General features: G+C 56.1%; 12 protein-coding genes. 3 read left to right on the forward strand and 9 right to left on the reverse strand.

Annotated elements, in window-relative coordinates; genetic code table 11:
- Window positions 1-291 (reverse strand): 30S ribosomal protein S6, encoded by a 291-nt coding sequence (gene rpsF / locus AC1AY0_RS04135; RefSeq protein ID WP_003828111.1) that lies wholly within the window; start codon window positions 289-291, stop codon window positions 1-3.
- A gap of 255 nt (window positions 292-546) precedes the next feature.
- On the opposite strand from rpsF, the gene AC1AY0_RS04140 reads away from it, so the two are divergent.
- A complete protein-coding gene (locus AC1AY0_RS04140) occupies window positions 547-1,560 on the forward strand; it encodes a ribose-phosphate diphosphokinase (RefSeq protein WP_476522977.1) in 1,014 nt (337 codons plus the stop codon).
- Between the two features lie 183 nt (window positions 1,561-1,743).
- On the opposite strand, the gene AC1AY0_RS04145 is transcribed toward AC1AY0_RS04140, so the two are convergent.
- The 7 genes from AC1AY0_RS04145 to AC1AY0_RS04175 form a co-directional block, all read right to left on the reverse strand.
- Window positions 1,744-2,589 (reverse strand): YggS family pyridoxal phosphate-dependent enzyme, encoded by an 846-nt coding sequence (locus AC1AY0_RS04145; RefSeq protein WP_476522978.1) that lies wholly within the window; start codon window positions 2,587-2,589, stop codon window positions 1,744-1,746.
- A 142-nt stretch (window positions 2,590-2,731) separates the two neighbouring features.
- Complete coding sequence (gene hypBA2 / locus AC1AY0_RS04150; RefSeq protein ID WP_476522979.1) at window positions 2,732-8,515, reverse strand: beta-L-arabinobiosidase HypBA2; 5,784 nt, start codon at window positions 8,513-8,515, stop codon at window positions 2,732-2,734.
- A gap of 455 nt (window positions 8,516-8,970) precedes the next feature.
- Window positions 8,971-14,895, reverse strand: a complete 5,925-nt coding sequence (locus tag AC1AY0_RS04155) for an Ig-like domain-containing protein (RefSeq protein ID WP_476522980.1) — start codon at window positions 14,893-14,895, stop codon at window positions 8,971-8,973.
- A gap of 784 nt (window positions 14,896-15,679) precedes the next feature.
- Window positions 15,680-17,656: a glycoside hydrolase family 127 protein gene (locus tag AC1AY0_RS04160; RefSeq protein ID WP_476525913.1), complete on the reverse strand. Its 1,977-nt coding sequence runs from the start codon at window positions 17,654-17,656 to the stop codon at window positions 15,680-15,682.
- A 125-nt stretch (window positions 17,657-17,781) separates the two neighbouring features.
- Entirely contained in the window at window positions 17,782-18,600 is an 819-nt protein-coding gene (locus AC1AY0_RS04165) for a carbohydrate ABC transporter permease (RefSeq protein WP_214375376.1), read from the reverse strand.
- A gap of 20 nt (window positions 18,601-18,620) precedes the next feature.
- On the reverse strand, window positions 18,621-19,547 hold the full coding sequence (locus tag AC1AY0_RS04170) for a carbohydrate ABC transporter permease (RefSeq protein ID WP_476522982.1): 927 nt from the start codon (window positions 19,545-19,547) through the stop codon (window positions 18,621-18,623).
- Window positions 19,548-19,819: 272 nt separating this feature from the next.
- A complete protein-coding gene (locus tag AC1AY0_RS04175) occupies window positions 19,820-21,142 on the reverse strand; it encodes an ABC transporter substrate-binding protein (protein WP_476523099.1) in 1,323 nt (440 codons plus the stop codon).
- 559 nt (window positions 21,143-21,701) lie between these two features.
- On the opposite strand from AC1AY0_RS04175, the gene AC1AY0_RS04180 reads away from it, so the two are divergent.
- Window positions 21,702-22,724, forward strand: a complete 1,023-nt coding sequence (locus AC1AY0_RS04180; protein WP_476522983.1) for a LacI family DNA-binding transcriptional regulator — start codon at window positions 21,702-21,704, stop codon at window positions 22,722-22,724.
- Window positions 22,725-22,952: 228 nt separating this feature from the next.
- Window positions 22,953-25,169: an alpha-galactosidase gene (locus tag AC1AY0_RS04185; RefSeq protein WP_242689698.1), complete on the forward strand. Its 2,217-nt coding sequence runs from the start codon at window positions 22,953-22,955 to the stop codon at window positions 25,167-25,169.
- A 1-nt stretch (window position 25,170) separates the two neighbouring features.
- On the opposite strand, the gene AC1AY0_RS04190 is transcribed toward AC1AY0_RS04185, so the two are convergent.
- A complete protein-coding gene (locus tag AC1AY0_RS04190) occupies window positions 25,171-26,205 on the reverse strand; it encodes a LacI family DNA-binding transcriptional regulator (RefSeq protein ID WP_165781955.1) in 1,035 nt (344 codons plus the stop codon).
- Between the last annotated feature and the right edge of the window lie 106 nt (window positions 26,206-26,311).

Consider the following 26,311-nt stretch of genomic DNA (forward strand, 5'->3'; position numbering starts at 1 on the left):
TCAGCCCTTACGAAGAATCTTCGTACGGATCACGGATTCGTTGAGGTTCAGAACACGGTCGAGCTCATCGCTAGTTGCGGGCTCAGCGGTGTACTTCACGACGACGTAGTTGCCTTCGGTCTTACCGGCAATCTCATAGGCGAGCTTGCGACGGCCCCAGTAATCGGGCTCATCGAAAGAACCGCCTTCCTTGGTGACGAGTTCCAGATACTGCTCGGTCAGCTTCTTCAGACCGCGCTCATCCAGCTCAGGATCGGCGATGAACATCAGTTCGTACTTGTGCGCAGACATCACCCACCTCCTTCGGACTATTCGGCCACGGACGTTCCGTGGCAGGAGTGTGTATACGCTTGCCCCAGGTTCAGTACTGTGTAGTACAGCGCAGTGCAGGCGCACTACTCCCATTTGGGCAACTTGCACATCTTATGGCCAAGGCCAGACAGCAAACGCCTCAACACAATCATCACATTCCGGCGCTGCTCGCTCAGGGGTGCTTGTACACTAGATGAGGCTGAAATTCACAACAACACAAAAGGATGCGAAAGCATGTCGGCAATTCTTGAAGGCACTCCGGATAAACGACTCGTTCTGGTCACGGGCCGCGCCTACCCCGAGCTGGCTGAGAAGGTGGCCGAATGCTTGGGCACCGAGATTCTGGAGACCACTGCATACGACTTCGCCAACGGCGAGATGTACGTGCGCTTCGCCAAGCCGGTGCGTGGCGCGGATGTGTTCGTGCTGCAGTGCCATTCAGGCGATATCAACAAGTGGATCATGGAACAGCTCATCATGATCGACGCCCTGAAGCGCGCCTCCGCCAAGTCCATCACCGTGGTGGCTCCATTCCTGGGCTATTCCCGCCAGGATAAGAAGCATCGCGGCCGTGAGCCCATCACCGCTCGCCTGATTTTCGATCTGTTCCACGCTGCTGGCGCCGACCGTATTATGACTGTCGATTTGCATGCCGCTCAGGAGCAGGGCTTCTTCGATGGCCCGGTCGATCACCTGACCGCTATGCCTGTGCTGCTTGACTATGTGCGTTCCGCCGTGGATCTGAGCAACACCACCATCGTCTCCCCGGATGCCGGTCGTATCAAGGTGTCTGAGCAGTGGGCCGCCAAGCTCGGCAATCTGCCGCTGGCCTTTATTCACAAGCAGCGCGACATCACGCGTCCGAACCATGCCGAGGCGCATGGCATTATCGGTGATGTGGATGGCCGTGACTGCGTGGTGGTTGACGATATGGTCGACACCGCCGGCACGATTTGCGAAGCCGTACGTACGCTGAATGAATCCGGCGCCAAGTCGGTGACGCTGGTGGCCACGCACGGTCTGCTTTCCGGTCCAGCTGTTGAGCGCCTGAAGAACTGCGGCGCACATGAAATCGTGTTTATGGATACGGTGCCGATTCCGGAATCCAAGCGTCTGCCAAATATGACTGTGCTGTCTGTGGCTCCGCTGCTCGCTGCTGGTATTCGTTCTGTGTTCGAGGAAGGTTCTGTGGCGATTCTGCTTGAGGGTCTGCCGGAGGATATGCGTCCGCGCAATATTTACGCGTGATTGATTGGTATCGGTCTTCGACCGATGCTGTTTTGTGAAAGGCGACCTTTGGGTCGCCTTTTCTTCTCTCCCCCAGTCTCACTTCGTTCGACAGCCCCCTCGTCAGAGGGGGCCAAGAATAAGATTCTCCCTAATCCTCGGAATTATCCGATATAGCACACTCGTCAGAGGGGGCCTCAGCTACTAGATGAAGGCTCGTTCGCCGAAGATGGCGGTGCCTACGCGCACGATGGTGGAACCTTCTTCGATGGCGAGTTCCATGTCATGGGTCATACCCATGGAAAGTTCAGTGCAGCCCGCCGTGCCTTCGGCCCCGGAGGCGAGAATCTGATCACGGGTGCGGCGCAAATGCGCAAAACCAGCACGAATCGTACGCTCGTCATCCACATGGGCACCGATTGTCATCAAACCTTGCAATTCCAGTCCGCCCATGGCAGCAATGCGCTTGGCCAAATCAATGGCATGGCTCGGCGCACAACCGGACTTGGATTCCTCACCGGATTCGTTGACTTCCAACAGCACGCCGACCGTAATGCCTCGCATCGTGGCACGGCGTGCAATCTTCTCCGCAAGTTCAATAGAATCAACCGACTCGATGGTGTTCACGACCGGCAGCACTTTGCCGATTTTATTGGCCTGCAGCTGGCCAATCAAATGGAATGGAATATGCTGAGCAGCATCAGTCACAGCATCAGACGCAGCACCAGCCCCATCATCTTCGTGAGTTGCACCCAAAGTAAATCCGCGCTCCCCCAGCAGCTTCGCCAAGCCTGCAGCTTTAGCCACGACTTCCTGCGGACGGTTCTCTCCAATCATGCGCACACCGGCATCGATAGCAGCCAGAATTTCACCGACATCACGGGTTTTGGTAGCAGCAAGCAGCTTCACAGAACCGGCTTCGCGCCCCGCAACGGATTCAGCTGCTGCAATACGGTCAAGCACACGGTGCACACCATCCGCGATTTCTTGCGCTCGAGACGAATCGATAACCTCGTTCGCTAAATCCTTGTGATCCATGTATGCCGTCATATATGCTCCCCCGAGATGTGATTCCTCACTATCGTAACCGTATTTGCGCACAGTTATATGGCAAACTGTGCGCAAATGACAATCACGTTTGGCGATAGTTGAAACAATGAGCCCCACTCATCGGAGTGGGGCTCACAGGGAATCAGGCGGAGTGGTGGGCCGAACCGTTAGTACCGGACTGGCGGCGCTTCAGGATAGTCACACCTGCGGCGGCGAGCAGCACGGCCACGGCAGCCACAGCAGAAACTGCGGCACCGGTGTCGGTCAAGTCACCCTTGGTGTTCTTGTTGTCGGTCACACCAGGCTGCTGGGAACCAGGCTTCTGCTCACCCTTGGTGTTGTAGAACGCCTTGTCCAAAGCATCCTGAGCGGCATCAACTTCAGCCTGCGTGGCATCGGCGTTATCAAGCACTTGCTGAGCTGCCTTGATGGCATCCTGCAGAGCATTCCAAGCCTTCTCGGTGTACTTCGACTTATCAGCCTTGTTGGCACGGTCAATCGAAGACTGGAGATTATCCTTAACAACCTTCTTAACGAGGGTCTTCAAGGAAGCTTGCAGGCCAGCGGTAGCACCAGAGACCTCAGTAGCGAGCGCCTGATCGTCCTTGGCGAGCGCGGCCTCACCGGCAGCGATGGCTTCGTCCAGCTTAGCGGCCTTGAACGAATCCTCGGTGTACTTGGAGGAATCGGTCTGAGCCTGCTTGGCCTGGTCGATGAGCGTCTGCAGATCAGTCTTGGCTTGTTCGTCGGCCAGGGTGTAGCCCTTGAGCTTGTCCTGGGCGGCGTTCAGAGCTTCGACTGCCTTGGCTACATCCTCGGCGGTGGCGTCGGCAGCATCGTAGACAGCTTGCGCATCGACGATGGACTGCTGGAACTCGGCGTATGCGTCAGCGGCGAACTTGGTTCCGTCGAGGCTGTTGGCTGCGTCCAGGGCAGTCTTAAGCGCAGTCTTATCGACTGGTTCAGGCTCCGGCTCAGTCTTGTCAGCAGCATGCACGCCCCACTCGGCCACGGCTGCACCGAAGGTGCCGGTACCGGTGTGCGGAGTGAGCACGAGACGCAGCGACTTGGTGGTGACTGGCTCGAAGGTTACTGTGCTCCAGCCATCGTTGTCGGTGGCACGAGCAGCCGGCGAGTTGCGCACAGTGTTGTACGCACCGTCAGCGGTCGGAACCACGTCCTGCCAAGTGCCGTCTTCCGCAAGGTACTGAATCTTCCAAGCGTCCGGAATCTCCAAGCCTCCCTTGGCGTCATCGGTTTCGCCGAAGTTGGCCCAGAACTGGGCACGGCTGGAATCAACCGTCACGTCCTGGCCGAAGTCGTACTGAGCGTACATGCCGTCAACGGCTGCACCCCAGGAGCCCCAGACCTTGCTGTTGACATCCTGATCGTCAGTATCGGGCCAAGTATCATCGACGACTACGCCGTCGTTGAGCTTGCCTTCGGCCTTGGACCAGCTGGCTTCAGCGGAAACGGAGGTGTTCGTGGCCTTGCCTTCAATCCAACCGGTCAGCGGTTCAGGTTCAGGTTCTGGTTCGGAGGAACCGTTTGGATCGGCTACGACGTGAACGGTCAACGTTGCGGAAGCGTCGGAGGAACCGTCCTTGACGGTACCGCTGACCTTGTAGTCACCGATAGTGGTCAGATCGATGGCTTTAACATCGGCATCTGTCCACGTGACTTCGCGGTCATCATTCACACCGTTCGGGAACTTGACCGGAACTGTGGTGGGCAGATCAATGGACTTGGCGTTCTGGTAGACGGTTTGTTCAACCAGCTGAGCGTTACCCTTGGTCTGTGCATTGGCATCGGAGCGAACGGAAACGTGAGCAACCGAGCCGCTCAAAGCACCGGCAACAGTACCCTTCACATCGATGTTGGCACCATCGACAGCGAGCTGGTCATCGGTCACATTGCCCCAAGTGACAGCGAGGTCGCGGCGGGAGCCATCAGTGTAGGTAGCGCTTACGGTCTTCGGCAGGTTCAGATCAGCAGCCTTGGTGCCGGTTTGAACCATGCGGTTGACTTCGTCCACGGACTGCGGCTCAACAGCGTATGCCTCGAACTCGGAAGCACCAACAATCGCACCCTTCGGGAAGACGACGCGCAGCTTGTCGGTTTCCACAGTCTCAGCGAACTTCACTTCGTTGCCCTGGTTCTGAACCGTGGTGTAGGACTGGCCGTCAGCCAGCTTGACATCCTGCCAATTGCCATCCGCATCGGCGTACTGCAGCTTCCAGGACGTGACCATCGGCACACCGCCGCCATCAGTCCAGAAGTACAGCTTGGCTTTCTTCAGCGGCACCTTGCCGGCCCACTTGAGCTGCAGCCACGGCTCAACGCCAGTGTTGTCGCCCCAGTTGTTCCAGGTTTCGTTCGGAGTGTTGGTGTAGACCACCTGACCGTCGACAACCTTCTTGGCGTTATCGGACGGCTGGTAACCGTTGGTGTAGCTGGCGGTTGCGGAGGCTTGCGAAGCCACGTTCACGGTACCGTCAGACGGAATGCCGTGCACGGTAATCTGCTTGTCAGCGCTCAGTTCGCCGTCGGAGGCGGTGAGCTTGAGCACATAATCGCCTTCCTTATTGAAGGTGACGGTGGTGCTGGCAGCAGTATCATCCACAAACTTGGCAACGCCGTTCTCCGGTCCGGAGACCATCTCCCACTTGGTGGTGATGTCGCCGTCTGCCGGCAGACCGTCATCCTTTACCGTGCCAACCAGCGTGGCACCGGATGCAGTGCTGGAGGAAACGTAGGCGTCGACTTCAGGAGCTTGGTTCTCGGAGGTGGCGGTCGGCTTGATATCGGTGTTGTATGCCTCAATTTCCTTGAGACCCACAGCCATGCCGGCTTGCGGCGTGAATGTGGCGCGAATAGCCTTGGCCTTCACCTTGGTGAACTGGATGCGGTTGTAATTGGCGCTGGCATAGTTTGGAGTGCGCACCTGGCCTTCAATCGGAGCCCATGTGCCGTCTTCCTTCTGATATTCCAGCTTGTAGTTGGCGGGTTCTGCATAACCGGAGATCGTCTGGCTGGACGAGGTCTGGTAGTAGTAGAGGCGGATATCGTCGATATCCTGAGCGCCGTCCTTGAACGTAACAGTCAGGGAATCAGTCTTGTTCTTGGAGCCCTTGGTTCCCCAGAACGATTCCATAACGGTCCTGCCATCAACAGCGTTCTCCTTGCCGTAGCCCTTGGCATCGTTGTAGGTGGCCTCAGTGGTGCCATCCTTGGCAACGTTGGTGGTGGAGGTGGAAGCAGAGTCAACGTTGGCGCCAGCCTTGGCGAACAGGTCGGTTACGCGCTGGTCGGAAGTGAAGGTCACCTCGTTGGCAGCCTTGAGCGTGGAGCCCGTTGCGCTGGTGATGGTCACACCGGCATTGTCGGCATCCTCAACCGTGCCCGTGGACGGATCGTAGATGAGGTGTGCGAGCTTGTCGGAGGTGAAGGCCAGCTTGCCGCCCACATAGAGGCTGTAGCCTGCTTGGCCACCGTAGTGGCTGCCGTCCTTATCCCACACGATGGAAACGTCCTGATCGTGGTAGCTCAGGTTATTCACCGTGAAGTAGTCCCATCCGGGGATTTCGATCGGGTTGAGCTCGATCTTGTTATCCTCGCGCGGAACCATGCCGGCAACGTCCTCGATCATCGTCCAGTTCGTGGTGCCGAGCTGGGTGTGGTGGATCCAAGAACGGTAGGTAATCTTGCCGCCGTTCTGTGCGGCATCAAGGTTCTTATCCTGATTGTTGACCTTGCCGTCGCCGTTCAGATCGCCAACATTGTTGTTGTCCTCATTCCAGAACTCGTTCTGGTCTGGGTACTCGTTGTTGCCTCCCTGATAGTGGGCGAATGCCACCCAGTACAGCAGCTTCTTGAACTGTTCGTTGGTGATGTAGCCGTTCGTGTTGGCATCGTAGTTACGAATGCCAGCCGAGTAGACCTGCAGCAACGGTTGAGCGTTGATGATGGAGAAGTTGTTGGAACCCGGGAAGTTCAGGGCTGCCTTATCCGCCTGGTTGGCGGTGAAGAACGGGAAGATCGGGAACTCGTCGGAATCCGCGAACAGACGCAGCGCTTCGTTGTAATCGCTGTTGCCGGTTGGCATCAGGCCTTCGGAGTACGGGTAGTAGTTGTTGATTTCCTTGTACTTGGCGAAAGCGCCATCCTTAAGCCACTTGTGCTTGAGCAGATTATCAGAGGAATCCCACAGGTTGTCGAGCACATCCTGCTTGATATCATCAGCGATCTTCTGCATCTTCTCAGCGTTGGCGGTGTCGCCGGCTGCCTTGTATGCCTGGGCTGCTGCGTTGGCGTTGGCCCACATGTTGGCAGAACCATCTGCACGATCCATGCGCTGGCCAGAACGGCCAGGCTCGGAGAAGGAAACAGCATCCGCATCATTGCCGGTCATTGACCACCAGGACCAGTCAATCAGGCTGTTCTTATTGCTGTTCTGATTGTCGTTATTGTCCGGCTCGGTGCTGGAGTTGAGCAGACCCTGCACATCCTCGGCACCTTGATCGGCGAGCTTTTCAGCCACAGTGGATGGACCGCCGTGCACCTTGTAGGAATCCCAACCAGCACGCGTGATGTACTGCGTGTAGGAATGATTCCAGTTGGCCGGATCGCCCGGATTGTCATGGTAGTAGTAATAGCCGGACTGGCCCTTCTTGGCAGTGTCTCCAGCGGACAGCCAAGTGCCGTAGGAATACTCCGGGTTACGGAACCACTTGGTGTCCATCATGAACATGCCGGAGGTGAGCACGATCTGGTTGTTGTAGCCGAGCACGCCTTCGATGGAGGTCGGGTATTGGAAGGTGTTGCCAGGCATGTTGGCGTCGAGCATGTTGAAGCGGCTCAGCCACCAGCGGTACACAACGGTTTTGTCGATGTTGTCTTCCGGAGTGTCCACGTAGGGAGCGTTATCGACCCACCACTGGTTGTATGCGGTGACGGAATCCTTGTAGGAGGCTGCCGGATCCTTGAGATCGCCGGTGTAGCGAGCTTCGTACTCGGTGGTGGAGTCCGGCAGTTCGTTGGCGATAAGGCCCAGCTGCAGTTTGGTGGTCTGAGCATCTCCTGCCTTGAGCGACAGCGTGGAGGTGAGCTTGCCGCCAGAGACGGTGAAGTCGTTGCCGGAGAAGCGTGGATAGATGGTGGTCAGATTGTTCTTGACATTGAATCGACCGGTCAGTTCGGTAGCGCCATCGTCACCGGTGGTAGCGAACGGCGAGGCTGCGGTAATGGTTACGTCGCGGTCAGTGGTGCTTTCCACAGTCAGGTTGGCCACCATCACATTGTTATTGGTGATGTATTTGACTTCGGTGATTTTCAGCGTCTTGCCGCTGGTTTGGAAAACAGTTTTGAAGTAGCTCGGGGTTTGCTTGCGCTGTGAGGTATCTTCGTTGAGCGTCTGGGTCTTGCCATCAGCTTCTACCGTGATGGTGTAGCCGTTCTGGCTGGTCTGATCCCAGTACGCAGTATCACCCACGAAACCAAGCCGACCTGGAGTGTGCGTGTACATGTAGGCGGCACGGCCACGGGTGAACAGGTAATTGTTGCCGTCCGAACCTTCATAGGTGTAGTCGCCACCATCATTGGAGCTCTTGCCAGTCGGCTGTGCACCTGTGCGGGCCAGAATGGAGTCGATCCAGAAATCATGATCAGTGTCTGTACCGGCGAGATTGGCTTGATCCTGCTTAAACGTCTCGGCCAAGTAGCTGGTAGTCGGGTTGTATGTAACCTTGTTGGCCGCCGTCTTCATGGGATCACTGGAACCGGTGAATGTTGGATAAGCCACGTCCGCATTGGGATGGCTTACTGTGTCCGCCGCATTCGCGGTGAACGCGCCGCCAGTGGCTAACGTGGCGACTGCAGCAACTGCGCCTACTGACGCAAGCCACCGCTTTCGTGTTGATTGATGCATTCCTGATGAAACCTCTCTGTTCCGGCCTCTCGCCTATTTGCTTGAGAAGCATGCCGCAGCCGTGCGGCCGGAACCTCTACTGTGGGCATCGGACCACGCAGTCCGTTATCCACCAGTTATCCTTCATTGGTTAGGGGTTCTGGAATGAGGGTTCGGCAGGCCTGGTTAAGCATCCGGTCTTTAGAAGCTTAGGTTGGAGCGACCTTGCCAAAACTGATTTCATATCATACCAAGCGAATACGGTTTCGCAAACTTTTCCCTGTAATCGCAAGGATAAAAACAAACAAAAACCGTGTTATTTTCATGTTTTCGCACCGTATTTTCGCAAAAGTACTGCGTGTCTACAAAACCAATACCGGCAAAGCAGCATCAAACAGCATAAGAAAGGCCGCCGTTGCAGATAGTAATCACCATCTGCAACGGCGGCCTACTGCCGTCATCTACGAGCGAGCCCGTCAGTCACGGCGACGGCGGACCACAATGAGTCCGGCGCCAACTGCTGCGGCAAGCACAGCGAGCTTGATTATCATTTCCACCGAGGAGCCGGTGTTAGTCAAGCTGCCCTTCTTGCCAGCATTGGAGGCATTGTTATGGTTATTGCCACCCTGCTGAGCAGGAAGCTTGACCAATGCATCAAGAGCCTGCTGCAATGCCTTAGCTGCGGCATCTACCTGCTCCTGCGAGGCCTTGCCCTGTGCAGCATCCGCCGCAACAGCCTTGGCACGACTCAACGCCACGCCCAAAGCCTTGAAGGAATCCGGCGTGTACTTTGCAGAGTTCACGCCTTCTGCCTTGGCAATAAGATTGTTGAGCTCGTCCACATTCACCGTGTCTCCGGGCTCTGGACCAGGCCCAGGCTCAGACTTCTCTTCAACCGTGATGGTCACCGAGGCGGAGACTCCGCTACCATCATTCGCAGTCGCGGTAACCTTGGCAGAGCCAACAGCAAGAGCCGTGATCTCGCCCTTATCGTTCACCGAAACGGCCGCAGTGTTATCGGAAGACCAGCTTACCGTCTGATCCACGGCATCATCGGGCGTCACCTTGGCAGTCAACACGGCAGTATCACCCACCTTCAGCGCACCGTCTGGAGCACCTTCAATGGCGATCTGCGTAACCTTGGCCGGCTTCTTCAATGCGGCAATCGCATCGTTAAGCGACTTGACCGCAGCATCGACAGCCTGCTGATCAACCTTGCCGTCCTTGGCATCCGCCTGCACTTGCTTGGCCTTATCCAATGCAGCCTGGAACTCATCCCAACCGGAGACATAATCTTCGGCCTTGAGCTCTTCGGCATCGGTGATGGCCTTGTCGAGTGCAGAGGTATCCAGCGTATCGGCAGCGGCATAGGCGGCAATCTCGCTGACTCCAATGGCGGCGTAGTTGGTGCCATCGGTGTTCGCATCGATTACCACGCGCAGCTTGGAGGTGTTCACCGCGTCAAATTCGACCGTGCTGGCCTTGTCCTTGGCAACCGTGTAGGCAGAGCCATCGGCAAGGGTGACATCCTTCCAATCGTTTGCCTCAGCATCCCAGTACTGCACAGTCCAGCCCTTGGGCAGCGGTACGTTGGCGGCAGTGTTGTCTGCCTCATTGTCATACCAGAAGTAAGCGGATACCTTGTTCAGGTTCACCGGGTTCTCCCAGTCGTACTCCATTGACTGCTGCGCAGGGTTGCTGGCGGACCAGGTGCCCCATACCTTCGGGTTATCGGTATCAGTGTTGCCAGTCGGAGTGAAAACCACCTCACCATCATTGACAGCTTCGGCCTTGTTCCAACTGGTGACGTAGGACGGATTCACCGTGGCATTCGGGGCTACGTTGCGCGGAGCCGGGTCGAGCTTATCGCCGAGATCGGCAATGGCATCAGTAATGGCCTTGGCAGCAGCGTCAACGTCAGCCTTAGTCGCGGCACCATTGGCGAGCACGCGCTGGCCATCGGCAAGCGCCTTATCCAATGCGTCGAGTTTGGCCGAGTCATAAACCGAATGATCGGTCTTGGCCGCCTTGTCGACTGCCTCGGAAAGCGCAGTCTTGTCGACCGGAGTCGGCTGTGGGGCTTCGCCGCCCTTGCCCTCAATCACGTGGACTGTGAGCTTGGCAGTCGGCTGATCGCTGGGGTTGATGTCGCTGGTGGCAACGCCATTGACCACATAGTCTCCGACCTTGTTCAGATCGATGGCCTTGACGTCTGCATCATTCCACTTGACCGGCAACATATGGTTGTCACCCGAATTGGAGACGCCCACAACCTGCTTGGGCAGATCGATGGACTTGGCGCCCACGTAGACGCTCTGCTCGATATCAACCGTGGCATTCATCGTGCTTCCTGGCGAAGAACGCACCCAGATGTGTGCTTCAGCAGGCAGTGACGAACCCTTGAGCGTACCGGCGATGGTGAAATCACCATCATTGGTCAGCTTGCTGGAATCAATCTTGTCCCAAGTTACCGGCAAGGCCACGCGAGAACCGTCGCCGTAGTACACGTCCACGGTTTCAGGCAACTTCGGCTGCTCACCAGTCTTGACTGCGACCTCCACCGGGTCAACACCCAATGGATCTTCGGCATAGGCTTCGAACTCGGATACGGCGATGGAATAGTAGCTTCCGCTAGCGTAGAACGTGGCACGCAGCTTGCTGGTAGTGATGGTGGAGGCAAACTCCACATTATTCATCTGGTCAGCATTCGCCGGGTAAGATGTGCCTTCCTTCAACGGTACGTCAACCCAGTTGCCGTTGCCGTCGTCATACTGCAACTTCCAGCTCTTGGGCACCATAGTGCCGCCGCCGTCATACCAGAAGGCCACGGAAGCGCGGGTCAGACGCTGCGGAGTATCCCAGTCGTACTGGAGCCATTCGCTTTCCTTGTTGTTCTCGTTCCAAGTACCCCATGCATTAGTGGAGTAGCCTTCATTCTGGTTGTACACAATCTTGCCGTCGTTAACGGTTTTGATGTTGTACCAGTTGGTAGCCGTGTAGCTGGCGGATGGCGTAGCGTTAGGCGCCACGTTGACAGTGCCGTCGGAAACAGTGGCCTGAACGGAGACGTCGAATGAGCCGGTCTTATCACCATCGGAAGCGGTCAGACGCAGTGTGTACGTGCCTTCCTTGGAGAACTTCACCACGGTGGTCACAGCATTCGGATCTTCGATGGAAGCTTCGCCGCCTTCAGGTGCGGAAACCACGCTCCACTCGGTGCTGAGCTTGCCGTTCGGCAGGCCATCGTCCTTGACGGAACCGCTGATTTCCACACGGCCAACGCGAGTGTCCTTCACGTAGGCATCAACCTTCGGCGCAGCATTGCCAGTGGCTTCAGCCTTTTCGCCCGTGTTGTACGCCTCAATTTCCTTGAGGCCCACCGCATAGCCGGACTGTGGGGTCACAGTCACGCGAATCTGCGAAGTAGTAACAGGCGTGAACTGCACTCGGTTGAGGTTGCCTTGTGCGATAGCCGGAGTACGAGCCTGATCAGGCACCGCCTTCCATTGGTTATCGGCAGAGTCGAGGTATTCCACCGTGTACATCTGCGGCTCGGCATAACCGGACGTCGTGGCGGAGGTCGTGGTCTTGTAGAAGTACAAGCGCACATCGTCGATAGTCTGGTCCTTGCCGAAGTCCACCGTAAGTGTATCCGTCTTGTTTGGAGTGCCCTTGGTGGCCCAGAAGTTGTTGTTCGATGTGGTTCCATCAACGGCGTTCTTGGCTGCGCGAGTGGAATCGTTAGCTTCGAACGTTGCGCTTACCTTGGCGCCCTTGGCCACGTTGGTAGCGTTGGTCTTGTCAGCGTTGTCATTGACAGCGTTGACGCCAGCTTTGGCCAGCACCTGAGTGACGCGGTCGGTGGCCTTGTAGACCACGCCCTTGGCATCAGGCAGATCAGACTTGGCATTGGAGGTTATCTTGGCGCCGGAATCATCCTTAACCGTGACCTTGCCGGAAGTCGGATCGTACACAACATGTGCAAGTTTGTCGGAAGTGAAGGCAAGCTGGCCTCCAATGTAGGCGCTGTAGCCCTTCGGCGCAGTGGAGTAGTGTCCGTCACCGTTCCACACCACCGTCAAATCCTTGCCGTGGTAGCTCAGATTGTTCACGATGAAGTGATCCCAACCGGGAATGGCGATCGGATACAGTTCGAGCTTGTTGTCGGTGCGGGTGCGCACGCCGGCCACGTCTTCCACAACAGCCCAGTTGGTAGTGCCCAGCTGAGTGTGGTGAATCCAGGAACGGTACTGAACCTTGCCACCGTTCTCGGTGGAGGCGTTGTTCCAGAACTCGTTCTGGTCGGTCAAGCGGTTATCTCCGCCCTGATAATGCGCAAATGCATTCCAGTAGAGCAGCTGCTTGAAGTTCTCTGGTGTCACGTAACCCTTATCGGCAGCGTGATACTTGCGGATGGCTTCAGAGTAGGCGCGGAAGTACAGCGTGGAGTTAATGACGGAGAAGTTGTTCGTCGGCTTCTTACCCAGCTCACGCACCAGCTTGTCGTCCGCTTGGTTCGCCGTGGCGAATGGGAAGATCGGATGCTGGTCGGCATCGCCGAGCAGACGCAACGCCGATTCGTAATCGTCGTTGTAGTCCTTATCATCCTCGGACGGCATCAGATCAGTGAAGTACGGGGTGAAGTTGTTGATTTCCTTGTACTTTGCCTGTTGACCGGCCTTCTCACCGTTGGCGAACTGGTGACGAATCAGCTTGTCATTGGAATCCCACAGGTTACTGAGCACGCTTTCCTTAATCTTGGCAGCATACTCATCCATTTCCTTGGCCTTGGCTTCGTTGTCGGCACCGCCCACTTCGCGGTAGGCTTCAGCTGCTGCCTTGGCTCCTGCATACACAGTGGCGCTTTCGGCTCGGTCAAGGCGAGCGCCGCTCACTTCATCGAAGGACACAGCGTCAGCATCGTTACCAGTCCAAGCGTTCCAGTTGGTATCCAGCAGATAATCACCATCGGAATCAAGAGAAGCAATCTGGCCCTTGGTGTCACCGTACGCGTAATCGGCAAACTTTTGCGCGATATCCGCGTCACCGCCGTGAATCTGGTAGGACTTCCATGCAGCTTCGCTAATCCACTGGGTGTGGCTTGCGCCCCAGTTCTGTGGATCGGCCTGGTTATCGCGATACTGACCGTTTTCACGAGCATTCTCACCCATGTTGAGCCACGGACCGTAGGAGTATTCAGGGTTGCGCATCCACTTGAGATCGTCGATGAACATACCAACGGTCAGATCGATGGCGTTGTTGTAGCCCAGCACGCCTTCGATTGAGGTCGGGAAGGCCATTGGACCGCCAGGAATGTTGGCGTCAAGATAGTTGAAGCGAGACAACCACCAGCGGTAGAACAGCGTCTTGTCGATGTTGTGCTCAGGAGTTTCGATGTAAGGAATGTTGTCTACCCACCACTGGTTGTATTCGGTCACGTGCGTGGTGTAGCTTGCGGCTGGATCCTGACGCTCCCCACTCTTGGTGGCATCATACTCAGTATGGGATTCTGGGATTTCATCAGTGACAAGACCCAGCTGCACCTTGGTACGCACTGGATCGGCGTTGGCACTCACATGCACAGTGCTGACCAGCTTGCCGTCCTGCGGGGTAAAACCATTGCCGGAGAAACGCGGATATACGGTGGTGAGATCGTTCTTTGCAGCAAAGCGACCGGTCAGTTCATCCCCTTCGGCAGTGGTAGCGAGCGGCGCATTAGCAGTCAGCGTCACATCCTGATCCACAGTGCCGGTCAGCTGCAAATCGGTCACAAGCACATTGTTATTGGTGATGTACTTGATAACCGTGATAGTCAGCGACTTATCCGCATTGGTGTACACGCTGGTCCAGTAGCTTGGAGTCTGCTTGCGTTGCGCAGCGTCTTCCGTGAATGCCACCTGCTGGCCGTTCACCGTAGCAGTAATGTCATAGCCTTCTTCACCGGTCACATCCCAGTAAGCCAGGTTGCCGCCGAAGCCAATCACGGACGTATCGTAGGTGTACATGAACGCGGCTCGACCGCGAGTGAACAGATAGCTGTTACCGTCAGGACCGTTGTAGGAATACTTGCTACCGTCAGCAGCAGTGCCTTGGGCAACGGTGTATTCAGGTCCGTATGGTCCCTGCACCGGATCAGCACCGCTTACTGCTTGTGGCTCGTTGCCGGTACGGGTGAGCATGCGGTCAATCCAGAAATCATGGCTGGTATCACTGCCAGCACCATTCGCTTTGTCTTGATCGAATATTTTCTGCAGGTAACTTGTTGCCGGATTAATGGAATTAGTAGCAAGTCCATCGACTGCCGGAATCGGATCTGCATCACCTCGGAATGTTGGATACCCCAGAGAAGTATTGGTTCTGCTTACGCCATCTGCTGCCACAGCAGTGGTGGTAAACGGCATCACCATTCCCACACTGAGCACACCAGCGAGAGCAATCGTCGCCGATCGCCTCACTAGAATGTGTCGCTTCTTTGCAACCATATTGACTATGGCCTTTCTTCTCGTTCCAAAGACATGAAGTCGTGGAATACGGAAAGCCTCATACGCAGATGAGGGATGCATGACGAACATATCGGCAAGTGATACACCGAACCACAGCTGTGGTGAACTACTGCTGTATTGTCGTCTATCTCCCAACAGACGCTTACTATCCGCACGATTCATCGACGACTTAGTCGATGACTTCATATCTTGTATTGCTCTTGCGGAACAAGTAGTTCAATAGACCTGTATACATCTTTGGAGCGGTCCATCAAACGTGAGGCTAGTATATCTCTGCGAATAGGCTTTCTCAAGTTTTCCCCAGCAAATTCAATAGTTACAAACAGCAAAAGCCTGGAGTTTTCTTATATTTCGCAATTATTTTCGCACTAAGATGCATCGTGTTGCACATCGCGTTGCGCACAGTGCAAGCCAGCGGAGTTAGTAGCAAAGCCGGCCAGAGCATCGGCAACAGCTGCAGAGACCACCCTCAGTCTCGCTTCGCGAGCCAGCTCCCGCCAGCGGAAGCAGATACAGAGGGAGCTTATAATTAAAAATCTCCCGCGCAAGTTACCTTGCACGGGAGACCCTCATTCCCCAGATGCGTTTCTCGGCTCCAATCGATGGCGCTTCTGGCCTATGTGACTGCCGCTCATACGACCGGCAGTCACATAAGAATCTTTATTGCATTGAATCTTCTGGCCTATCGGCGCTGGAAGACTCGCATCTCGCCAACCTTGCGGTTAGCCCAGGAGTAGTACGGCACCAACTTCAGCGTGGCCGGCTCACCAGCGCGCGCTTCATCGGCATCCACATACAGTGGAGCATCCGCATCATCAGCCGTTTCACGTACGGCCGGCAACGCGATGGTATCGACACCGCCCAGCAGATCAGCCTTGAATTCCACTGCAGCATCCGCACCGGTCACGCCATCAGCCAGACGATAGTTCCACAGATCACCGGGGTTATCCGCCTGCTCAGCGCAGTAGACCAGCGGGCCACGCAGCACGGCCACCTGGCCGGCGTCGGAGCGCACGTGGGAGTTCGCGCGCACGAACTTCACCGACATATCAAGGTCAAGTACAATCTCCAACGTGTCACCAGCGTTGACCACCAAGTACACGAATCCGTCTTCCACATCAGCGGCTGCAGGCTCGCCGTTCACGGTCAGCGTGTAGGAGGCCAGCGACCATCCAGGAATGCGCAGGCCGAAGCGTACCGAGCTCAGCGCCGCAGAAGACGGCAGGCTCACCGTGTATTCCACGTGGCCATCCCACGGGAAGTTGGAGCGCTGTTCCACCGTAAGACCGGACTCGAATTGCGCGTTATTGGCGATGAACTGGTGGCTCAACACCGTCTTGCCGCCGTCACGCTCGGTGTAGATGTAACGATCCACAGATGCGATGAGACGAGCAATGTTAGCCGGGCAGCATGCGCAGCCGAACCAATCCACGCGATGAGACAACACATGGTGGCGATCCGGGTTTGCCAGACCATCCGGTGTGGTTTCCAACGCGTTGACGTAGTAGTACTGCTTGCCATCCAGGGAAATACCGGCAATAGAACCGTTGAACAGTTCCTTTTCGAGCACATCAGCGTATTCGCCCTTAGCTTCGATATCGAGCATCTGCAGAGCGAACATGCTCATGGACACGGACGCACAGGTTTCGCCGTACATCGTATCGTTCGGCAAATCGTAGTCATAGGTGAACGATTCGCCCACGTGAGTGGAGCCGATGGCACCAGTGACATACATGCGCTTGGTGACGATGTTCTTCCAGAAACGCTTGGCCGTTTCAATCAGACCCTCATCTCCGAGCAGTCGCCCGACGTGCGCCACGCCAGTGCACAGGTAGCCGACGCGCACGGCGTGACCGTCTGCGGTCTGCTGATCGCGCACAGGCTGAGCTGCTTGGAAGTAGCTGGGCTTGTAGAAGCCAAGGTCGGGGAAAATATTATCGCCGTTCAGCGCCTTGAGCTGCTTGGTATAGAACTGCGGATCCTGGCCGCGCACGTCGATGAGGTACTGAGCGAGCGTCAAGTAACGCTCCTCATGGGTTTCTTCATAGAGCTTGGCCAATGCCAGTTCGATTTCCGGGTGACCGTCAGCGCCATGAATCTTGCCGTCTTCCGGACCGAAGTTAGCGTCCAGGCAGTCGGCCATTTTCTTGGCGACTTCAAGAACCTGCTCATTGCCGGTGACTTGGTGATAGGCGACTGCGGCTTCAATGTAGTGGCCCATCACATACATTTCGTGGCTCTGCTGAATCAAGCTGAAGCGCGGGCGATTGGCCCAGACTCCGGACTTGATTTGGTATGGGGTGTCCAGATAGCCATCATCCTGTTGAGCGCGGGCGATGAGATCAACAGTCTGATCGCACAGGGCCTTGAGCTCAGGATCCGGATGATAGGCCAGTGCGTAGGCCGCCTCTTCCAGCCACTTGTAGACGTCGGAATCTTGGAAGACCATGCCGTGGAACTCGTCATCAAGTTCGCCAGCAGCCACCTTGAGATTAGCTACAGCATGGCTCTTATTGTCGGAGAGCTGGTTACCAGCCGGGTCATCAGGAACGACGGTTTCGATTTCGTCGTTCATCACACCCCACTGGTACGGGATCACCGACTCAACGATCTGGTCGCGACGCTGCTTCCAGAACGGGGAGGTAATCGTTACCTTCATGATTGACCTTTCACAAATGTTTTTGTGATGAGAAGTTTGAACAAGGCTTCGTTCTCTTGAGCGGGAACTACCCCTCAGTCACCTGCGGTGACAGCTCCCCTGACAAGGGGAGCCAAAGGGAGGAATCATCCCTTTACAGCTCCAGCCATGAAGCCCTTGACGTAGTACTTCTGGAGGGCGAGGAAGAGGATGGCGCAGGGGATGAGGAGGACTACAACGCCGGCTTCGGTGGCACCGTAGTCGATGACGCCCATGGTCTGCTGGCGCATGTTCACCATGGCGAGCGGCAAGGTGGACTTTGCGGAGGAGCTCAAGTACAGCGGAATCATGAAGTTGTTCCATGCTTCAAGGAAGGCGAGCAGACCAACGGTCACCATGGAGGGCTTGACCACCGGCACCAGAATCTTGACAAGGGCCTGGAAGGAGTTGCAGCCATCAACCATGGCGGCCTCTTCCATATCCTTCGGAATGGCATCGAATGCGTTACGCATGATGAAGGTGCTCATTGGCAGCTGGAACAGCGTGATCACCAGGCCAACGCCGAGCAGGGTGTCGTTGAGGCCGATGTCCTTGAACCACACCATCAACGGGATCAGCAGGGATGCGTATGGCACCATGAGGATGGACAGGGTCACCATGAAGCCGAGGTTGCGGCCCGGGTAATCGAAGCGGGAGAAGGAGTAGCCAGCCAAGGTGCACACCACTACGGAGAACACCACAGCCACCAAGCTCACAATGATGGAGTTGAACAGGTACTTCGGCAGACCTTCCTGATATCCGAACAGGGTCAGGTAGTTGGCCACACCCCAGCCCTTGGACTGGGCGGAACCCGGCTGCGGGCTGAAGGAGCTAATCACAACCCAAATCAGTGGGCTGATGAAGATCAGGGCAAGCAAGCCCTCAAGAATACGAGCGATGACGCGCTTCCACAATGGGGTAGTCATAATGAATTACCTCCCCTTTCTCACTTGGTGTTGTCGCGCATACCGCGCATCTGGATGGAGTTGATAATCACCAGGGCGATGAGCACGATCAGCGACAGGGCTGCGGCCATACCGAGGTCCTTCTTGGAATCGAAGGCGAAGTTGTAGATGAGCTGCACAACGGTCATCGTGGAGTTGTTCGGGCCGCCCTTAGTCAGAATGAAGAACTGATCGAAGGCGAGGATGGAACCAGTCACGCAGTAGACCAAGCACATCACGATGGTCGGCTTCATCAGCGGCAGAGTGATAGAGCGGAAGATACGCCAAGTACCAGCGCCATCCATGCGAGCGGCTTCGTACAGATCACCAGGAATAGCCTGCAGACCAATCATCATGAGCAGCATGTAGTAGCCGGAGAAGCGCCACACGATGACGATAATCGTGGCCCACAGTGCGGATTGGCCAGTGGCGAGCACCGAACCACCTTCCTCCATCAGACCCAAGGTGGAGAGAATCTTGGTGATCGGGCCGACCTGCGGGGAGTACAGTGCGTAGAACAGCAGGGATGCGGAGGCAAGACCGGTTGCGGACGGCAGTAGGAAGCAGGTACGCAGCACATTGTTCCACTTGGTGGATTCCTGCACAATCAGAGCCATACCAAGGCCAAGTACCAGCAGGAAGATCGTCACGATCACGGTGTATTCAAGCGTGAAGCCGATGGAAGGCCAGAACAGCTTATGCTCGAATACCTTAGTGAAGTTGTCCGGGAAGTTGGTGCCACGGTTGCCGCCCAGCAGGCTCCAACGAGAGCAAGCCATGATGACGAGCAGCACAATCGGCACGAAGAACAGGACGATAATCATCACCCAGTCCGGAAGCGCGTACAGAATACCGCGCTTGAACGCCTGGGCCTTTGCCGTGGACTTGTGCTCTGGCACGGCCGCGGCGGACTTGGAAACACTTGACATGTTTCACTCCTTTGTGGGGATTGATAGATGTGATCAGACGATCGAACATTGATCGAATTTCGGACTCGAATGCAATCCGTTATCAAGGCCGATTCCTGGTTGCGAAGGAGAAAGGAAGGAGATGCAAACAGGAAGAAAAAGGAATCGACCTTGGCAGCAGAACACAGTCGAAAATGTGTAGAGCATGATGATGCTCCCCTCAGTCACTGAAGGTGACTGAGGGAGAGCAATTCAGTTATGCATTGGTAGCTAGTTCAGCAGATCCAATCAGATCACTGAGCGGACAGGACGTCGGTCACGGCCTGGTTGTCAGCCTTGAGATCACCGGAGCCCCAGACAGCGTTCTGGACGAGCAGCTGCCACGGAGAACCAGCGGCGTTGAAGGCTTCGTTGAAGGCTGCGGACTTCGGGGTCTGGCCGTTGCCATCGATGATGGTGGAGTTGATGGTCTGGATACGAGGATCAGCGTTGTCGTAAGCGGTCTTCAGGGTCTCGATGTTGGAAGCGGTGTAGCCGTTGTCAGCGAAGACTTCCTTCTGAGTGTCAGACTGCATCAGCCAGTAGAGGAAGTTCCAGGCCTGAGCAACATGCTTGGAGTCCTTGGAGATACCCATGGCGTCGCCACCGAGGAAGGTGGAGGTCTTGCCGGAGGTGCCGGCGATCGGGGTCACGCCAACCTGGAAGCCGCCATCCTTCTCAGCATCGAAGATGTCGTTGAGGGAGGTGTTCGGGTAAGGCATCACACCAATCTTGCCGTTGGCGAACGGAGCGGTCCAAGTGGCACCAGTCTCTTCCTTGGAGCCTGCGCCGAGGCCGTTGGTGGTGTTGGCGAGTTCCTTGTAGGAGTCGAGCACGGCCTTCATGGAATCGTTGTTCAGGGTGGCTTCGGTGCCATCGTCGTTCATGACGGATTCGCCATCAGCCCACACGGACGGGAAGAGGTCGAAGACCAGAGCGCCACCGGACTGGCCAGCGAGGTAGGAACCGGCAACGCCGTCCTTGTTCAGGGCTGCAACAGCCTTGGCCTGCTCGGTGAAGGTCTTGATGTCGGTCGGGCCCTGCTCAGGATCCAGGCCAGCCTCCTTGTACAGGTCCTTGTTCCAAACCCACACGGAAACGTCGGTGATGAACGGCAGGGTGTACTCAGCGCCGTCCACAGTACCGGCCTTGATGTGGCCCTGCTGGATGTCCTTCAGGTTGTCGAGACCGTTGATCTGATCGGTGATCTCGGTGAAGATACCTTCGGAAGCCCAGTACGGAATACGCACAACGTCGCCGGCGAGGATGTCAGGCAGGGAGTCGGTCTGGGAAGCGCCGCCGACCTTGCCTTCCATATCATCGTTCGGGATGATTTCCAGCTTGACCTGGTTCTTGTGGCTCTTGTTGTAAGCCTCGACAGCAGCCTTGGCCTGACGCTCCAGCGGAGAACGGGTCCACAGGGTGATTTCGGTACCATCATCGGTACCCTTGGCCGGGATGCCTTCGGCAGTGGCGGAACCACCATTGCCGGAACCGCCGCAGGCGGCCAGCGGGATCAGCATTGCAGCGGCAGCGATGCCGGCGAGTGCACGAGTGACCTTGTTGAAGGACATAATCGCTTCTTTCTCTAAAACTTTCCGCTCATCTCTGAGAGGCGGTGGCGGAGTTTCCGCCTCCGGTCCTTCGAGGTTCCGTTCCATCCTCCTTCGGTAGAACGAAACTCTGCGAAAGCCTTTTCTCAATATAAGCGAACAGCGCTTTATTTGCAAAACCGCTTTCGCATTTTCGCATTCTTTCACAAGTCGAACCGGTTTAACGATATGATTCACCGGTTTCTCAATTCTGATTTTTGGCTAATTTTCAGCATTTTTGCGGCGTGTCGCGCAAAGAACACAAAATCGAACACAAACCAAACGCTTTCAATGCTTTTCTGTAAAAGCGAACATTGCTGTTATCGTTTTGTTATAAAACACCCCCTGCGAAACACCCTTTGCGAAAATGTTTTCGCAGTTTGCGCTATACTATGCACAGCACAGTGAAGTACTGATTGGCAAATTCGCCGTCCATTGTTTTCAGTCGTACGCAACGGCATGCAAGGCGCATTTTGCACCCACGAAACACTGTGAACACCACACCGCTATGGCCACAACAGCCATAACAATAACGAATCGAGGAATGATGTCCCAGATCCCGACCGGACGTTCGGCACGACTTGAAGATGTAGCCGCGCTGGCCGGAGTTTCACTGGCCACCGCATCCAAGGCGCTCCATAACAAGCCGCGCATCAGCGACGAAACCAAGCAGCGCGTGCTCGAAGCCGCCCGTCAATTGAACTATTCCCCCAACAAGCTGGCGCAGTCCTTGGCCCGGGGCACCTCTGGATTAATTGGCTTGGTCACCTCTGATCTACAGGGTCGCTTCTCCACCCCTATTCTTATCGGCGCCGAAAACGAGCTGCGCGCACAATCCACTTCCGTACTGCTGGCCAACGCACGCGGCGATGTTGCACTCGAACGCCAACATGTGGAAAAGCTGCTGTCGCTGAAAGTCGATGGTCTGCTGATTGTGCAGCGTGAAACCAACCCTCGCCCCTCACTTGGCCAGGACTGGGGTGTGCCGTTGGTGTATGTATACGGCCCTTCTACCAATACTGATGACTGCTCAGTCACCTGCGACAATGTGGACGCCGGCCGCATGGCAGTCAATCATCTGATTTCCTGCGGGCGTCGGCATATCGCCATTATTGGCGGCGATGAAACCTATACGGCAGCCACCGATCGCACCAAAGGTGCGCTCGAAGCGCTGGCCGAGCTCGGCATTCAGCCGGCTGGCCCGGTTCGTTATGGCAAGTGGGAAGAAGGCTGGGGCCGCGCGGCCACTCGCCTTCTGCTTGATCAAGGCGTGAAATTCGATGCCGTGGTATGTCAGAGCGATCAGCTCGCTCGCGGCTGCATTGATGTGCTCAAGCAGCAGGGTTTGGCCATTCCGGATGATGTTGCCGTTATCGGTCACGATAATTGGTCGGTGTTGACTTCCGGTTCTCGCCCGTCGCTGACTTCGATTGATAATGAAACTGAGGCCATCGGTCGCCGAGCAGCACGGTATTTGATGGATGCCATCGACGGCAATCCGCATCATGGTGTGGATTATGTGCCCTGCCGCCTGATTCAGCGCGAATCCACGCTGCCGTTGGACTGAAGTACAGTACAGCATATCTCCCAAGAGCCCGGACCAGAATCGAATTTGATCCGGGCTTTCGCATATTCCGCTGCAGACTCCCGCGGCGGAGCGTCATATGCTCACAAAATTATATCGGTATCATTATTTATCTATTTATAGGCAGATTTACTGCGTTTTTAAATTGTTATACCGGTATAAATCTTATATGATATTCTTCGTTATCACCCATAACAACGAGGTATGCACATGCAGATGACCACCATCGCCATCAACCAGCCGACGCAGGCTCCTGATGGCACCACCACTATCCCACCAACCAGCAAGCTGACCCATGTGACCATCGGGCTTAGCGAAAGCAGATTCCCGCGTATCGTTGCCATCACGCGCGGCGCGGCCACATCAACGCTTGCCCATGCACCAGCTCCGGCAGCGGCAAACGAGCCCACTGCCATACAACCGGACCCACAGTTCCCACAGACGCTTGACGCAGGTCTTCAAATCGGTGAAATGCCTTCCTTGCTACCCACGCAGGCTGAAGGCTGGACCGGAACACCTGCCATCCAAGTGGCACGCAATGGCGTGGAACTGTTCCCTGAGTTGAACGTGTCCCACGTCACCACCACTGAAAGTTCCATTACCATCGAGGCGGCAGACAATACCGCTAAGCTCGCTCTGCATATGACTGTTGCCATCGGCGCAGAAGGACTTATTCGCGTAGACACCGATCTGACCAACACCGGCGAATCACCATTGACCGTTCAACGCCTGGCACCGGTTGTACCGCTGCCGCCTCAGGTATCGGAAGTCGAATCCTGCACCGGTCACCATCTTCGCGAACGTGCGCTGCAACGTCAGCCCCTTACTGAAGGCGTGTTCGCTAAGGAATCGCGCATGGGTCGCCCGAATTTCAACGCCACTACCCTGCTCACCGCTGGCGAGCGCGGCTTCGGCTTCGAACATGGGCTGGTTATCTCCGCTCACGTGGCATTCAGCGGCAATTCCACCACGTTCATTGAGCGCACACCCTATACGCATGGTGTTATCGGCGGCGGCGAACTGCCGTACATGGGCGAAATCGAATTGACACCAAGCGCCACGTATCATGCGCCACGTCTACTTGTTGGCGTCGGTGATGGCCTGAACGAGGTTTCGTCGAAATTCCACGCGTACTTGCGCGCGCTGCATCCAGAACTTGCAAAGCCTCGCCCGGTGATGCTCAACACGTGGGAAGCCATGTACTTTGCGCAAAGTGAAGGCAAGGTCATTGCCTTGGCTGATCGCGCCGCTGAGATTGGCGTGGAGCGATTCGTTATTGATGATGGTTGGTTCAAAGGCCGCCGCGACGATACCAAGGCACTTGGTGATTGGCAGGTCGATTCCACGCTGTGGCCGGAAGGTCTTGGAACCGTAGCCCATCATGTGCACGATTTGGGCATGGAATTCGGCTTGTGGTTTGAGCCGGAGATGATCAGCCCTGATTCTGATGTGGCGCGCGCTCACCCTGATTGGATGCTCGCTCCGAACAATGAGCGTCTGCCGATGGCATCGCGCGCACAGCAGGTTATTGATCTGACGAATCCTGCAGCCGCTGCCTATGTGGAGCATGCCATCGACACTTTGGTGGGTGAATACCATATCGATTACATCAAATGGGATCACAACCGCTTCCTCACCGAGCCCATCTCTCCTGCATCCGGTCATCCTGCCGTGCATAAGCAGACCGAAGCGTTTTATGCGATTGTCGATCATCTGCGCGAACGCCATCCTGGATTGGAAATCGAATCCTGCTCGTCTGGCGGCGGCCGTATTGACGCCGGCGTTTTGGCACGTTGCAGCCGCGTCTGGGCTTCTGATTGCACCGATCCCGTGGAGCGCGCCGACATTCAGCGTGGCACATCATTGTTGGTTCCGCCGGAGATGATCGGCGAGCATATTTCCGAGTCTCCGAATCATGCGACCCGCCGCGCTACGTCGCTTACTATGCGTGCGTCGATGGCGTTCTTCGGCCATCTCGGCATCGAATGGAACATTATGAAGCTCAATGATGCTGATTTGCAGCAGCTCAAGAGTTGGGTGGATTTGTATAAGCAGCGTCGGCAGGATATTCCTCAAGGCGTTATGGTGCATGCCGATGTTCCCGATCCGGCCATTCGCGTCGATGGACTTATTGCGCCGGATCGTTCGCGCGCGGTTTTCCGATTCGCCGCAGTCTCATCATCCCAGGATTACCCGTATGGTTTGGTTCGGCTGCCCGGCTTGGACGATACGGCACGTTACCGTATTCGCCCACTTGGCGGCATCACCCGCTACGAGCAGGAGTTCAGCCCGAATTGCCGCACACCATTGAGCTGGTGGACGGACGAGGGTACGACGGTAGATGGTGCGACGCTCACTCAGTGGGGTATTCGCCCGCCGCAGCTCGCGCCTGAACATGCCGTGCTCATTGAAGTGACGCGTCAGTAGCTCAGCCGCGCACGAGTTCGCCGGTGGACTCGCGTTCCACTAATTCGCCGGCAATCGTATCGAACATCGTCCACGCCTCGCCGCGTGGACGATTGTTGACCACATCATCAATTTGCTGTTTGAGCATAGTGACCGCGTGCTCGCCAGCCTCATCAAAGTGCTGCCGAATCGTAGTCAGCGGCGGATTCCACACCCGGGAAAGCGTGTGATCATCGAATCCGGCCACAATCACATCCTCAGGCACCCGCTTGCCAGCGATTGCCAAACCTCGCATCACACCCATTGCAATCTCATCATTGCCGGCGAAAATAGCAGTGACACTGTCGTCATTGCCAAGTTGCTGCCCGATAGCAATGGCCTTTTCCGCATCCCACGTGGTAGCAATCGGCGCAGGAGCTGGCACATGCGCATCGCTGAGCGCCATGCGCCAGCCATCCTCGCGCGCATCAACATCAGACGGCACTGCCACATAATGCACAGTTGCATGCCCTAAAGCCAGCAAATGCTTGGTCATCGTGTAAGCGCTGTCATACTCGCCCAAATGAATCTGGGCCCGATCCTCATGCCGAGGGCCACCGATAATCACCAACGGAGTTGTGGTTGGAATATGGGAAACCACACTATCGGTTAAGCGATCATAATCAATAAGAATCACACCGGCCGGGCTGCGATCCAGGCAGGATCGCACGCTGCCTAACATCCAATCACCACCGCGCGAATCAAGCACATAGATAGTAGTCGGATAGCCGATTTCCTGAGCTTTACGCTCAATGCCATAGAAGGTTTGCGTGCGGCCATACAGCCTGGTATCGGCAGACATCACCGCAATTGATTCGCTCATATCGAGGGCGAGAGCGCGGGCGATAGGATTCGGCCGGTAGTTCAGCTTTTCGATGGCGGCCGCGATAGCTACACGCTTTTTCTCGCTAACCCGACTAGGATCCTTCAAATACCGCGACATCGTGGGCACTGAGACATTGGCCACCGCAGCCACGTCACGAATGGAAGGCGCGGTACCGCGCTTCGTTCTAGGCATGCACATACCTCCCTGACTTGGGGTTCCAAAGTCATACACCGGCATACCGCACGGGTTAACCGCCTGGCTTATATTCTGTGCGCTTCATTGTACGCAAACCGTTCGA

The sequence above is a fragment of the Bifidobacterium sp. LH_416 genome (genome assembly GCF_056357055.1).

Bases quoted from the DNA above. Each gene is read 5' to 3' on its own strand.
- rpsF (WP_003828111.1), bottom strand. From the start codon at position 291: ATGTCTGCGCACAAGTACGAACTGATGTTCATCGCCGATCCTGAGCTG.
- AC1AY0_RS04140 (WP_476522977.1), top strand. From the start codon at position 547: ATGTCGGCAATTCTTGAAGGCACTCCGGATAAACGACTCGTTCTGGTC.
- AC1AY0_RS04145 (WP_476522978.1), bottom strand. From the start codon at position 2,589: ATGACGGCATACATGGATCACAAGGATTTAGCGAACGAGGTTATCGAT.
- hypBA2 (WP_476522979.1), bottom strand. From the start codon at position 8,515: ATGCATCAATCAACACGAAAGCGGTGGCTTGCGTCAGTAGGCGCAGTT.
- AC1AY0_RS04155 (WP_476522980.1), bottom strand. From the start codon at position 14,895: ATGCCGTTTACCACCACTGCTGTGGCAGCAGATGGCGTAAGCAGAACC.
- AC1AY0_RS04160 (WP_476525913.1), bottom strand. From the start codon at position 17,656: ATGAAGGTAACGATTACCTCCCCGTTCTGGAAGCAGCGTCGCGACCAG.
- AC1AY0_RS04165 (WP_214375376.1), bottom strand. From the start codon at position 18,600: ATGACTACCCCATTGTGGAAGCGCGTCATCGCTCGTATTCTTGAGGGC.
- AC1AY0_RS04170 (WP_476522982.1), bottom strand. From the start codon at position 19,547: ATGTCAAGTGTTTCCAAGTCCGCCGCGGCCGTGCCAGAGCACAAGTCC.
- AC1AY0_RS04180 (WP_476522983.1), top strand. From the start codon at position 21,702: ATGATGTCCCAGATCCCGACCGGACGTTCGGCACGACTTGAAGATGTA.
- AC1AY0_RS04185 (WP_242689698.1), top strand. From the start codon at position 22,953: ATGCAGATGACCACCATCGCCATCAACCAGCCGACGCAGGCTCCTGAT.
- AC1AY0_RS04190 (WP_165781955.1), bottom strand. From the start codon at position 26,205: ATGCCTAGAACGAAGCGCGGTACCGCGCCTTCCATTCGTGACGTGGCT.